Here is a 13069-nt window from a genome sequence, read left to right on the forward strand (position 1 = left end):
CGCACAGGCGTTCGCAACCACCGTCTCACGAACATAAGTACCTCACTATCGAGAACTCACCCCGAACTGTGCAGAATGTGCCGGTGAAAGAAGCGACCGCCGCCCCGGGTGCTCCCGGCGTGACCGCCGGCACTGGTCCGCGTCCGGGCGCAGTGGTCCAGACCGGTGGGACCACCTTCACGCTGTGGGCTCCGGCCGCCGAACGGGTCGAGCTGGCCCTGGTCGCGGACGACGGCAGCCAGCGGAACCTGGACCTGAGCCACACCGGTGAGTTCTGGACCGGGTACGTGCCCGGTGTCGGCGCCGGCCAGCGGTACGGGTACCGCGTGCACGGGCCGTTCGACCCTTCACACGGTCTGCGCTTCAACCCGTCGAAGCTGCTGCTGGACCCGTACGCACGGGCCGTCGACGGCTCGCTGGACTTCTCCAGCCCGTTGATCTACGACTCCTCCGACGGCGATTCGGCCGGCCATGTCCCGGTCGGCGTCGTCGTCGCGGACTCCGATCCGCCGCCGCCGATCAGCAAGCCGGTGCACTGGGGCGAGACCGTCATCTACGAGCTGCACACGAAGGGGTTCACCAAGCGGCACCCCGACGTACCTGAGCACCAGCAGGGCACGTACGCCGGGCTCGCGCATCCGTCGGTGATCAGGTATCTGACCGAGCTCGGCGTGACGTCGGTGGAGTTGTTGCCGATCCACCACTTCCTGACCGAGCCGTCGATCGCCGCCCGGGGCCTGCCGAACTACTGGGGCTACAACAGCCTCGGCTTCTTCGCGCCGCACGCGCCGTACTCGTCGTCGGGTTCACGCGGCGAGCAGGTGGCCGAGTTCAAGGCGATGGTCGCCGCGTTCCATGCCGCGGGCATCGAAGTGATCCTCGACGTGGTCTACAACCACACCGCCGAGGGCGGGTTCGACGGGCCGACGCTGAGCTTCCGCGGGATCGACAACCGCGCGTACTACCGGCTCGCGCACGGTGACGGTCATGGGGCCGCGATGTACGACGTGACCGGCACCGGCAACTCGGTCGACACCTCGCACCCGCAGGTACGGCGGCTCGTGATGGACTCGCTGCGCTACTGGGTCGAGGAGATGGGCGTCGACGGGTTCAGGTTCGACCTTGCGGTGACGCTGGTGCGCAACGAGCGGCACGAGGTGGACATCCCCGGGCATCCGTTCCTCGCCGAGGTCGCGGCCGACCCGGTGCTCGGCCGGGTGAAGCTGATCGCCGAGCCGTGGGACGTCGGCCCGTTCGGCTACCAGGTCGGGAACTTCGGCCCGCCGTGGTCGGAGTGGAACGGTAAATTCCGCGACAGCGTGCGTGACGTCTGGCGGAACACCTCCGACGGCGTGAAGGACCTCGCCTACAGGCTGTCCGGTTCGAGTGATCTGTACGGCGACGACGGGCGGTACCCGTACGCGTCGATCAACTTCGTCACCGCGCATGACGGGTTCACGCTGCGGGACCTGGTCAGCTACGACCACAAGCACAACGAGGCGAACCACGAGGACAACCGCGACGGCACCGACGACAACCGCTCCTGGAACTGCGGCGTCGAAGGCGAGACCGACGACCGGCGCGTGATCGCGTTGCGCAAACGGCAGATGGCGAACCTGATGTCGACGCTCATCCTGTCCACCGGCGTACCGATGATCACCGCCGGCGACGAGTGCGGCCGGACGCAGGACGGCAACAACAACGCCTACTGCCAGGACGACGAGATCTCCTGGTTCGACTGGTCGCTGCCGGCGGCCTGGTCCGATCAACTGGAGCTGACAAAACAGCTGATCGCGCTCCGGGCCAGACATCCCGCGCTGCGCCAATGGCACTACTTCTCCGGCGGGCCCGTCGTGCCCGGCGGCCGCAAGGACCTGTCCTGGATCGCCCCGCACGGCGGCGAAATGACCGACGCCGACTGGTTCGACGGCAACCTCCGCACCATCGGCATGTTCCTCGCCGGCGACGCCCTCCGAGCCACCGACACCGAAGGCAACGCCCTCACCGACAGCTCCTTCCTCCTGGCCCTCAACGCCACCCCCCAAACCCAGCCGGTCGTAGTCCCCGACGCCTCCTGGGCCCCCGCCTACGAGGTAGTCCTGGACACCAGCCACAGCATGGTCACCGAAGTAGAAGCCGGCGCCACCGTCCCCCTGGCCCCCCGCTGCCTGGTCCTACTGCGCGCCCTCTAACAGGTCTTCCGGTACACCCGATCCCCGAAGTTCTCCCGCCACTCCGCCTCCGACAGATCCCGCCCAGCCATCCGGCACGCCATCTCGACCGCGTGTTCCAGGCGGGTGTCCCAGTGATAGACCCCGTCGTCGTACGACGCGATCGCCACGGTATGGCTGTCCGGCAGGAAGTCGGCGGTCACCAGTTGCTGGTTCGGCGTCATGATCGTACCGAGCAGCGCCGCGCTCTTGCCGTCGAAGAGCGCGATGCCGCCGTCCCAGCCGGACGTCACCAGCAGCGAGCTGTCGGCCGAGAAGGCGATCCCGTTGACCAGGCCCTGATGGACGATCCGCGGCGCGGCGAGGAACTCACCGGTCGCGGGGTCGATGATCAGTGCGTCGCCCTTCTCACTGCCGACCGCCACCCGGGTCCCGTCCGGCGAGTAGGTCACGATGCTGGGGTATTTCATCGGGAAACTCCCCCGCCGCAGGACCCGGCCCGCGACGAGGTCCACCACCGCCCAACGGTCGGACGGGACGTCTAACCAGGTGGAGATGTTGCGGCCTCCGATCACCAGGAAGGCCGTCCGGTTGTCAGGGCTCGCCGACAACCAGGCGATCGGGCCACCGACCTGAACGGGCTTGCTCACCGGACGGAGGGTTTCGGCGTCCACCAGCGTCGCGAACCCGGACTGATCACCGACGACCAAGCGGCTGCCGTCGCGTCCGCTGTAGTCGAGGTCCCCGATCCTGCCGGCCGTCACTCTCCGGGCGGCCACCAGGCGACCGGTCCGGGTGTCCTCCACCATCACCTGCCCAGCTGTGTTGCCGAGCGCGAACCTGTCGCCGCTCGGGTGCCACGTGCCACAACTGAAGGTCGTCGTACCGAGGTGCGTCGCGTCGAAGTGGACGACCTTGTCGGTCGCGGTGTCGACGAACTCACCGTCAGGTATCCCGGCGTCCAGGTAAGCGGGGTCGTAGTCGAGCAGCCGGAAGTAGCTCCGCCCGCCCGGAGCGATGAAGCGACAGCCGTAGGCAAACCCGGGCGGCGCCTTCTGCTGACTCAGCAAGTGCTGGCGACCGGTGAGATCCCAACTCCGCAAGGCACCGTCGCCTGCCGAGGTGTACAGCGTGTCGTCGCGCGGGCTGAAGGCGCCTGCCAGGGAGTCACGTTCGGAGATCGGCATGTTCTCCAACGTCGTTCCGCCGGCGGTCTCCCAGACGATGACGTGATAGTCGGCGCCGAGCGACACCACCGACTTGCCGTCGTGGGAGAAGCGGACATTGAGCGGGTTGGCCCGATGTCCGTCCAGACGGTGCAGCGTCGCGCCGGTCGCCGCGTTCACGAGCACGACGACGGCGTAGTCGCCGGTGGAGGTGTCGCGCGCCTCCTCCGCGAACGCCAGGGTCTTGCCGTCCGGTGCGATATCGGACACGACGAAGACGAGCTCCGGCTTCGACCACAGTTGCTTGCCGGTAGCAACGTCGTACGCCGCGGCCGGCTTGCTCAGATAGAGCCGGTCGCCGGCCGGGCTGATGACAGCGTCCTGGACGGACGCGGCGGCCAGCGGCATGACTCGTCGTACGGATGGCGCCTGGCCCGGAGTGACGTCCCAGACGAAGACCGCACCGCTGCTGAAGTCTTTCGTTACGCCATCGCCGTAGTAGTGCAGTACTGCGACGAGAGAACGACCGTCGTGGCTGTAGGTGACATGGGTGGCGCGGGCGGGTGTCTTGGGGAACCCGGGCAGGTGGCGACCGGTCGGCTTCAGGGTCATCGGATCGAGCAACACCACCGGCTCGGTGGTCGGGGGCGGCGTCCCGACGGCGAGTTCGCGATCACCCGGGCTGAGCGCGATCGGATCCATGTAGTCCAAATGATCCGCACCGCTGGACCGGTTCGGCGGCTTGAACGAGGCGAGTGGCTCGCCGGTGGTCAGGTCATAGCTGAGGACATGGCCGCTGGCGGCGAAGATGTAGGCCCGCCGGCCGTTCGCGCTCACCTCAAGGCCGTACGAATCCACCCTCTCGGTCTCGAACGAGCTCGTCAGCTGCGGGTGTTTGGCTATCGTGGCCAGGAGGTTCGACCGGGACTCAGGCGAGTCATGCATGCGGACGGCGGCCACGGCAAGCAGCAACGAAGTATCGATGTCGGTCTCTACGACGGCCTTCGCACCTGCTCGGCCGGCTGCTGCGACGGTTGCGGACTGTTCCGCGGCGGCGGCCTGGCGGTCGGCTCGGCGCGCCTGGCCAGTCGCGAGGAAGCCGGCGATGAGCGCGCCGACGAGGAGGACTGCGGCCATGCTCAGCGCCGCGCGCAGCCGGCGGTTGATCCGCGACTCGTGCTGGGCCCGTTGCTCGGCGGCATGGAGTTCTGCGTCGGCGAGGCGTTCGCTCGCGGCGAGGTAGTCGCGCTCGGTCGCGGTCAGATCCGGAGCCGTCCGGTCCCTCCACTGCACGGCCTTCGCGAGCCGGACGCCTCGATACAGCTCGCTGTCCGGACGACCCAGCGAATCCCACGAGTCGGCTACTTGGGTGAGGTGGTGAAGGATCTGCTGGCCTTCGAGGTCGTCGTCGAGCCAGCCGCGCAACCGCGGCCAGGCTCGCGCCAGAGCTTCGTGCGCCAGCTCCACAGCGTCGTCGTCACTGGTCACCAGTCGCGCGCCGATGAGCAGGTCGATGAGTTCGTCCGACTCCGGACCGGTGACCACCGCACGTCTCGGCAGCCGGCTGCGGACCGGTTCGCCGTCGGGGCCGGGAGCAACGAGTCGCAACAGCAACGCCTTCAGCATCGGGCGCTGTTCCGGGGTGAGTCGCGTGTACACCTGCTCGGCCGACTGCGCGACAGCTCCTCGAATGCCGCCCGTCGCGCGGTAGCCCGCGACGGTCAGCGTCCGGCCTTCCCTGCGTTGCCACGTCTCCGCGAGTGCATGCGACATCAGCGGCAGCGCGCCCGGCTGACCGGCGACCTCACCGATCAGGACATCGACCAGCCCGGGTTCGACGACCAGCGCGGCCAGGCGTGCTGGTTCGGTGATGGCGGACCGCAGCTCGGATTCGGACATGCTGCCGAGCAGGTGCAGTCCCGCTTCGACGACGTGCGCGAACTCCGGGTGGAACGAAAGGTCGGCGAATCGATCGGCCCGGAACGACAGGACGAGTGGGGCCTCGGCAGCATGATCGGCGAGCCGGGTGAGGAACGTCGTACGTTCGGTGAGGTCCTGACAGAGCGAGAAGACCTCCTCGCATTGATCGACGACCAAAGTGGGCAGTGGTCCGCGTCCAGGCAGGGCGCCGGCCAGCGCGGCCATCGGGTGTTGACCTGGTGTGATGGTCACGACCCGTCGCCCGTCGCGCAGCAAGGACGCGGCGATACCGGCGCGGATCAGCGAGGACTTCCCGCAGCCGGACGGTCCGACGACAGCGAGGACCGAGCCGTCCGCGAGCTTCCGCAAACCTGCGGCGACCTGGGACTCGCGGCCGAAGAAGAGCTCGGCGTCATCGAGGTCGTACGGCTTCAGGCCCTGGTACGGGCAAACGGCGCTCGGCTCCGGAAGCGCCTCGGGGACGGCCAGGTCCGGGTCCTGCCGCAGGATCGCCTGCTCGAGTCCGTCAATCTCCGGGCTCGGGTCGAGACCGAGCTCGCCGTCGAGCACGGCGCGAAGGCGACGGAGGGTCTGCAGCGCTTCGCCCTGCCTGCCATCGTGGTACTGCGCAGTCGCGAGCAGGGCCCATCTCCGCTCGCGCAACGGCGCCGCCGCGACCATCGCCTGCGCCGTACCCAGGATGGTCCCGTGACCACCTGAGCGCAGCGACGACTCGACGTACAGCTCCTCCGCGAGCTGGCGCAGCTCCTCCAAACGCGCGATCTCGATCCGCGCCGGATCCCAGCTCGAAACCTCCTCGAACGGCCTGCCCCGCCAGAGCGTCAGTACGTCGGCGAGCAGCGCTGCCGCCCGTTCCGGGTCATCGGTGAGCAAGGCACGGGCTCGATCAAGCGTGTGCTCGAATCGCAGACTGTCGATGTCGTCCCGCGCGACGGCCAGCCGATAACCGGCCGGCGAAGTCTCGATCGCGTGATTGCCGAGCACTTTGCGCAACCGGACGACGCAGCCTTGGAGCACTTTGGTTTCCGAGGCAGGGGGCTCGTCGCCCCACAGGGCGTCGGCCAGCGCCCCAGCACTCACAACCTCTCCTGGTTGCACCGTCAGCGCGGCCAGGACGACGCGATCGCGCCGTGCGAGGTTCTTCCGCCCCCCATCGACTGTGAGCGGGCCGAGTACGGCGATACCCACATTCCGACTCTCCGACCGTTGCCGGTGCTCGTCAAGGGCTCCGATACCGCGTTGATACCGGTGGCAGCGGAGTCGATACCGCCTGGCTGGACAACGGAGCTGTCCAGTTCGATCGGAAGTCGGAAGAGGTAGACCGATGAGCACCAAGTCCACACGCTCCACGAAGCACTCCATGTCCCGCCGACTCGTTCGGCTGGTCGCAGGCGCCACGCTCGGCGTCTCCGCACTGACCATCGCGACACCGGCGATGGCGATGAACAAGCCCGAGCCCGCGGGTGGCTGCGTCGATTGGACGCCGGTCACGCCGGACAAGGTCGCTGACTCCTTCGACGTCAGCGAGGCCGGCCTGGGCGCGCTGGGCGGCATCGCGCTCGGCGGCATCGGCCTGGGTATCGGGCTCGTCGTCTTGCGCCGCCGCGACAACACGACGTCGGATCAATCCTGATCGACGTCGCAATCCGGGCCCTCTCGCGAGGGCCCGGATTGTCGTCGGGGTTGTTAACCTTTCGCCTGTACATTCATCGGTCACCTGCTGTTCATCTCTGGGGGGATCGATGTTTCTGCTGCAGCGAGGGCGTGAGCGGACTACGCCTATTGGGGCTTTGCATCGCGGGATCATGCGGTGGGGGCAGGCTGAGCGGACCAGTTCTCGGCTGGCGATTCAGCGGTGGGTGGACGGCGTGGCGTACGTCGATGTGCAGGCGCGGACGTATGCGGAGTACTGGACGCGGCAGAACTCTGCAGCGATGTCGGGCGACGGACCGCTGTGGGTAGTGCTGGGTGACTCGACTGCGCAGGGGCTGGGTGCGTCGTCGCCGCTGCACGGCTATGTCGGACAGGTGCTGAATGCACTGCGTCGGAAGGGGACTCCGTGGCGGGTGCTCAACCTGTCGCGGTCCGGTGCGCAGACGCGGCATGTGCTGGATGACCAGCTGCCGCTACTGGACGGACTGGCGCCGGCGCTGGTCACATGTGGCATCGGCAGCAATGACATCCTCGCTACCCCGCCGAAGCGGCTCCGCGACCACCTCCGTCAGGTGATCGACCGGCTGCCCTCATCGTCAGTTGTGATGGACCTGACCGTTCCCGACCGGCTCTGGCGAGTCGGTGGAGCTGTCAGCCCGTACGTCGCCGGCATCAACCAGCTGATCAGCAACACGGCCACGTCCCGCGGACTGCCCGTCGCCGAGGTCTCCCGGTACGCCAGGCCGCCATGGCGCGGCATGCTCGCGCCGGACGCGTTCCACCCGAACAACCTGGGCTACCGACGCCACGCGGACGCATTGCTCGCCGCACTGCCGGCCGGCGTACTCAAGCCCTGAGCAAGCGTTCTAAACGGTCCAGCGTCTTGGCACTCTCCTGCCGGACCCGGATCGGCACGATCGCCGCACGGCCCGGTACGCGAATGCCACCGGTGAGTGCGACGCGCGTACCACCGCCCGGCTCGGCCGCGACCGCCATGCCGATGATCACGAACCTGCTCTGCAGCCAGCACCACCCCGGCCGGAACTGCCCCATCAGCCGCGCACGTTGACCGCGCCGACCCTTCGCCAGTACGACGACCCGGTCGCCGTCGCGCTCAAGAACGGTTGCCGATACGAAGTCGGCCTGGATCGCAGCGAAGACCTGTAGGTCCGTGAGCATCGCCTTCACCTGATCGGGACCGGCAGGCAGCACCCGTTCGGTAACTACCGCACCCGGCACGCCCGCGGCGAGCGCGCGGAACCGCTCGACGTCGGTCAGTTCGATGGTCGGCCAGTCGCTCATGATCTCCACGCCTTCCGGAAGCTCGCCCGCGCGCGGTGCAGCCGCGACTTCGCCGTACCCGCGGGGACATCGAGTACGGCGGCCGCGGCCTGCTCGTCCATTCCTTCGAGGTCCCGCAGTACCAGGACAGCACGATGCTCCGGCGACAATCGCCGGAGCACGTCTTGTACGTCGACCACCAGCTGCGGATCGTCTGCAGCAGGCAGGTCCGCGAGCTCGGCCGGCTGCTGCCGCTGCCCGAGCCGAGCGACCCGGACCGCCTCGCGTACGGCGATCGCGCGCGCCCACCCGAACAGCGCGTCCGGATTCTCCAGACCGCGCAAACCACGGAAGATCGCGATCAACGCCTCCTGCGCGGCGTCCGGCCCATCGCTCAGGGCGATCGGCCCGCAGATCCTCCCGACGTACGGCGTCAGCGCGTCGAGCACGTCGTTCATCGCGACGGTGTCGCCGCGCTGCGCCGCACGGACAAGGCGTTCCTCGATGATCATCGGAAGACAACAGATATCAACTGCGTGAGTGCGCCACCTCTGCGACTGGGGCCTGCAACTACAGCAGCCTTCACCCGACGCGTTCGGAGCAGCTTCACGTCGGTCACGCACAGCGCGATACACGCCGGCGTGTAGAGCAGCAGATTGAGCCAGAAGAAGGCAGTGCCGCCGGCTGTGAAGATCCAGACGACGCCGAGAGCGGCTCGGACGGCCAGCCCGGCAGCGAGGCCGGCTACTACAAGACGAGCGACCGCGGACCGGTCAGAGCGGAGTACCGCGAGGGCCAGTAGTAGGTGCAGCGCTGCGAGTGGCAGCACGACCTGTGGAGCGAATGAGACTTGGACGCCGAGGACCGCTCGGGAGAGTGATCGCTCGTCGGGCGCGGGCCACGTGGCTCCTGTCGCCCAGTAGATGTGCAGTGCCGCAAGCAGGACGTGCACGCCTGCGACGATTCTTCGAGACCCCATCCCGACCCCTCCTCAGATGTACCTGACATCTGCAAAGAGGAGTCGTTCGGCGGAGACGTTCCCTGCGTGACGCAGGTCTCAGGCCTCGGGGGTCTTCGGGGGCTCGGGGACGACTGGAGCGTCGGCCAGGAGCAGGTAGAGCGAGCGGCGTGCTTCGGCCAGGATCTTGGCGGCGGCGGAGCGCTGCTCTTCGGAGCCGGTGCGGGCGACCTGGCGAGTGGCTGAGGCCAGCTCGTCGAGCAGTCCGCGCAGGTCGGCCCCTGGGGCGGTGCCGGCGAACGGAGCGAACGGGTCGGTCGTCGTCTCGCGACGGCTTTCGACGTACTCGCGACCGGCGTCGGTCAGCGTGACGAGTTTGCGGCCGGCTTCCGCGGTCACGGTGACCAGGCCTTCGTCTTCGAGTTGGTTGAGTGTCGGGTAGATCGCGCCGGGGCTGGGGGTCCAGCGCCCGTCGCTGCGGTCGGCGATGGCCTGCATCAACTGGTAGCCGTGCATCGGCTCCTCGGCAAGCAGCATCAGGACGGCCGTTCGGACATCACCGCGCGGGGCTCGGCCACGCCCGGAACCACGGCCTGGGCCGCGTCGGGGTCCGCGTTCGCCACGTTCACCGCGCTCACCACGGCCGCTGCGTTCACCGCGTCCGCCGTGCATCGGCATGCCTTCTCCCATCCGCGGTCCACCGCGGCGGGGGTGATGGTGGCCGCCTCGGCGGCGGCCTCTGATCTCGTTGGGGGTGTTCATAATATCCCCCTCGATATTCTTCATGACACTAACGATATATCGTTACCGTCTTCAATGCAACCCCCTCCCCGAAACTCGGTTGCGGGCGACCCCCGGCGTACCGAACGTGGGGAGATGGACACCTTCGAGGAACTGATGGGTGAAGTGCTGTCGACCGCCGACCGGTTCGGCCACCGCGAGCATGTGCGGCTGACCTGGCTCGCCGTACGACGCTGTGGGACGGCCGGCGCGGTCGACCTGGTCAGCAACGGGATCCAGCAGACGGCGCGGTACGCGGGCGCGCCGCAGAAGTACAACGCCACGGTCAGCAGGGCCTGGGTCGAGCTGACGGCGTACCACATGAACGAGGCGCCCGACGAGACGTTCGACGACCTGCTGGAGCGCAACCCCGGCCTGCTGAACAAGCGCCTACTGACCCACTTCTACGAACCCCGCACCCTGGCGTCGGCGGACGCGCGCACAGGCTGGGTCGAACCCGATGTGAGGCCGTTCCCGGTGTGACCCTTTACCTTGCCCCAAGGGCAGAGGGTTTGATGGTCGCGTGTTGACGATCAGTGAGTTCGGGCGACGAACCGGGCTTTCACACAAGGCGTTGCGGTTGTACGACGTATCCGGGCTGCTCGCGCCCGCTCAGGTCGACCCGGCCAACGGCTACCGCTTGTACGACGAGGCGCAGCTGGAGCGGGCGCGACGGATCAGTGTCATGCGCCAACTGGACATGCCACTGGCCACGATCGCCGAGGTACTGGCGGGCACCGACGAGGAGGGCTTGATCCGGCTCGACCGCTGGTGGGCTGCCGAGGAGGCGACCACCGAGGCGCGCCGATCAACCCTGCAGTACCTGCGCGACCGCCTCTCCCGCTCCGGTACGCCGGGACTCGCGCCGCGACCGGTCCTGACCCGGGACGTGCCGGCGACCAAGATCGCGTCGATCCGTGCCGACACCAATCAGCAGCTGCTGGTCGGCATCATCGTGACGTGTACCGACGAGATCATGTCGTACCTGCACGCGGCCGGGGCAAGCGCGACCACCGGGTCGTGGGTCATCTTCCACGGCGCGGTGACGCCCGAGGGTGAGGCGACCGTCGAGGTGTGCGTGCCGTTCGACGGCCTCGTCGACCCGGCGGGGCGGATCGGGATCCGGGTCGAGCCCGCGCACCGGGAGGCGTACTGCACGATCACGATGAACGAGTGCGCGTACCCGCGGATCATGCTCGCCTACGACCTCGTGACGGACTGGGTGCGGGCGAACGGCGTACCCGAAGCGGGTCCGCCGCGCGAGGTGTACCTCCCGGACTGCCACCTGATCCCCCGCGACGAACCGGCCGTCGACATCGCTCTGCCCATCCTTGAAAGGAACCCCTGATGGACTACCAGACTCAGAGCCGGTTCAGCGACCCCGGCGAGTACGCCGGACTGTTCGACGCGCTGCCGGACGACATTCCCGGCATCGCCGCCGTGACGCGCGACCTGATCATCCACTACCGCGCCGGCGGTATCGAGTTCACCGGCGAACGCCTCGCCGAGATCGACAGCCGGTGGGTGTCGGCGATCCTCGCCACGGATCAGAAGCGCAACGGTACGCCGCTCGCCGTACCGCGGGAGCCGGTCGACCGCGTCGTCGGGTGCTGCCGCGACCACACGCTGGTGTTCGTCTCGGCCCTGCGGCACAAGGGGATCCCGGCGCGCAGCCGGGTCGGCTTCGCGGAGTACTTCGCCGAGGGGTTCAACCACGACCACGTGGTCGCCGAGTACTGGAACGGCGACCGGTGGGTGATGATCGACACCGAGCTGGATCAGGCCGGCTACCCCTTTGACGTAGAGGACATGCCGGCCGGTCCGTTCCGGTCGGCCGCGGAGACCTGGCTCGGGTACCGGTCCGGGGAGCTGGACGGCGACCTGTACGGCGCGGATCCCAACCCGGACGCCCCGCTGAAACTGCACGGCGGCTGGTTCATCCGCAACTACGTGCACTACCAACTCGCGCATCTGAACGGCGACGAGCTCCTGCTCTGGGACAACTGGGGCGCCATGTCGGACCGGCTCGACGGCGCCGACCTCGACCTGACCGACCGGATCGCGCGGCTGATGGTTGCCTCTGACAACGGAGACGAGACCGCGACGAAGGAGGTCAACGACCTCTACCGCACCGACCCCGACCTGACCTTCGCCGGCCGGTCATTCCACACCTCACCCGCCGGCAGACCGCCGTTCGCGTGGGTCGACATCAGCTGACGAGGTCCGCGACAACCTGGTCGATGCTGTTCAGCAGGGAGAGATGACCTTCGCCCGGCAGGAAGTGGAAGGTGCAGCCGGAGACGTGCGCGGCGAGCCAGTGACCGTGGTCCGCAGGGACCATTCGGTCCTGGTCGCCCTGCCAGATCGCCACCGGGGTGGTGATCTGATCCAGGCGGAAACCCCAGTCCTTCACGAACGCGAGGTCGTCGTCGCGCCAGCCGGCGATGCTCTCGGCAACGGAACGCCGGCACGACGCCGCGAGCCAGTCCAGGATCGGACCGGTCATCGCCGCCTTGTCGACCTCGGACACCAGGTCGCCGAAGGCCGCCGCCAAGTCAGCCGGGGCGGCCGCGGCCAGCCCGCTCGACTCCGCTTCCAGCAGTGGCTCGAGGACATCGCGGCCCTCGAACGCTGCGCCGAACTCGGCAAGGTTCTCCTCGCCCATGCCGACCATGAAGTCCAGCCCGTCCGCGTTGGCCGGTCCGACTCCGGCTACTGAGGCCGCTTTAATGCAGCGCTCTGGCAGCAGGGCCGCGCAGGCCAGCGAATGCGGTCCCCCGCCGGACATGCCGATGCTGTAGAACCGGTCGGCACCGATCGCGTCGAGCAGAGCGGCGGTGTCGGTGGCCACGTCGGCGATCGACCGCCCAGGGTGCGGCGTCGAAGCGCCGTACCCGGCCCGGCCGGGGCTGACCAACCGCAGCCCGTGCCGCACGGCCGACTCCGCGAGCGGCGCGAACCGCACCGCAGCACCCGGCGTGCCGTGATGGAACACGAGCGGTACGCCGTCCGCCGGTCCCTCGATCAAATACTCCAACTTGCGGCCATCGGCGAGCTGCACGAACTCCATGGCGCACAGCGTAGCCTCGGCGCCGCTCGCTCAGTCTGCAGCTCGACAG

12 protein-coding genes are annotated in these 13069 nt (G+C 68.3%); 6 read left to right on the top strand and 6 right to left on the bottom strand.

The features are described 5' to 3' along the window. The first annotated feature begins 119 nt into the window (after nt 1-119). Complete coding sequence (glgX, locus tag ACQPYH_RS31355; protein ID WP_432894536.1) at nt 120-2192, top strand: glycogen debranching protein GlgX; 2073 nt, start codon at nt 120-122, stop codon at nt 2190-2192. Here the strand turns inward: glgX and ACQPYH_RS31360 are convergent. Further along, entirely contained in the window at nt 2189-6466 is a 4278-nt protein-coding gene (locus tag ACQPYH_RS31360; protein ID WP_432878636.1) for a BTAD domain-containing putative transcriptional regulator, read from the bottom strand. The two genes, glgX and ACQPYH_RS31360, sit on opposite strands and share 4 nt — an antisense overlap. Nucleotides 6467-6602: 136 nt before the next feature. On the opposite strand from ACQPYH_RS31360, the gene ACQPYH_RS31365 reads away from it, so the two are divergent. Both ACQPYH_RS31365 and ACQPYH_RS31370 read left to right on the top strand, forming a co-directional pair. After that, nucleotides 6603-6911 (top strand): hypothetical protein, encoded by a 309-nt coding sequence (locus ACQPYH_RS31365; RefSeq protein ID WP_432878639.1) that lies wholly within the window; start codon nt 6603-6605, stop codon nt 6909-6911. 109 nt (nt 6912-7020) lie between these two features. Beyond that, nucleotides 7021-7788, top strand: coding sequence for an SGNH/GDSL hydrolase family protein (locus ACQPYH_RS31370; protein WP_432878641.1), 768 nt, complete (start codon nt 7021-7023; stop codon nt 7786-7788). On the opposite strand, the gene ACQPYH_RS31375 is transcribed toward ACQPYH_RS31370, so the two are convergent. The 4 genes from ACQPYH_RS31375 to ACQPYH_RS31390 form a co-directional block, all read right to left on the bottom strand. Further along, nucleotides 7778-8233: a hypothetical protein gene (locus tag ACQPYH_RS31375; RefSeq protein WP_432878643.1), complete on the bottom strand. Its 456-nt coding sequence runs from the start codon at nt 8231-8233 to the stop codon at nt 7778-7780. The genes ACQPYH_RS31370 and ACQPYH_RS31375 overlap by 11 nt on opposite strands. Continuing rightward, on the bottom strand, nt 8230-8724 hold the full coding sequence (locus ACQPYH_RS31380) for an RNA polymerase sigma factor (RefSeq protein WP_432878646.1): 495 nt from the start codon (nt 8722-8724) through the stop codon (nt 8230-8232). Before ACQPYH_RS31380 ends, ACQPYH_RS31375 begins: the two co-directional genes overlap by 4 nt. After that, nucleotides 8721-9191, bottom strand: coding sequence for a DUF3995 domain-containing protein (locus tag ACQPYH_RS31385; RefSeq protein WP_432878648.1), 471 nt, complete (start codon nt 9189-9191; stop codon nt 8721-8723). The genes ACQPYH_RS31380 and ACQPYH_RS31385 overlap by 4 nt, the downstream gene beginning before the upstream one ends. A gap of 78 nt (nt 9192-9269) precedes the next feature. Continuing rightward, the gene (locus tag ACQPYH_RS31390; protein ID WP_432878650.1) at nt 9270-9707 is read right to left on the bottom strand and encodes a PadR family transcriptional regulator; all 438 of its coding nucleotides are present in this window, start codon (nt 9705-9707) and stop codon (nt 9270-9272) included. A 339-nt stretch (nt 9708-10046) separates the two neighbouring features. On the opposite strand from ACQPYH_RS31390, the gene ACQPYH_RS31395 reads away from it, so the two are divergent. From ACQPYH_RS31395 to ACQPYH_RS31405, 3 genes are read left to right on the top strand one after another with little or no spacing between them, the layout of a single operon-like run. Further along, nucleotides 10047-10433: a hypothetical protein gene (locus tag ACQPYH_RS31395; RefSeq protein WP_432878652.1), complete on the top strand. Its 387-nt coding sequence runs from the start codon at nt 10047-10049 to the stop codon at nt 10431-10433. Between the two features lie 40 nt (nt 10434-10473). Next, nucleotides 10474-11298, top strand: coding sequence for a MerR family transcriptional regulator (locus ACQPYH_RS31400; protein ID WP_432878654.1), 825 nt, complete (start codon nt 10474-10476; stop codon nt 11296-11298). After that, nucleotides 11298-12167, top strand: a complete 870-nt coding sequence (locus ACQPYH_RS31405; RefSeq protein ID WP_432878656.1) for a transglutaminase domain-containing protein — start codon at nt 11298-11300, stop codon at nt 12165-12167. Before ACQPYH_RS31400 ends, ACQPYH_RS31405 begins: the two co-directional genes overlap by 1 nt. Here the strand turns inward: ACQPYH_RS31405 and ACQPYH_RS31410 are convergent. Next, the gene (locus tag ACQPYH_RS31410; protein ID WP_432878659.1) at nt 12160-13020 is read right to left on the bottom strand and encodes an alpha/beta fold hydrolase; all 861 of its coding nucleotides are present in this window, start codon (nt 13018-13020) and stop codon (nt 12160-12162) included. The genes ACQPYH_RS31405 and ACQPYH_RS31410 overlap by 8 nt on opposite strands. Nucleotides 13021-13069: the final 49 nt, after the last annotated feature.

The sequence above is a fragment of the Kribbella sp. CA-245084 genome (genome assembly GCF_050942355.1).
GTDB lineage: Bacteria > Actinomycetota > Actinomycetes > Propionibacteriales > Kribbellaceae > Kribbella.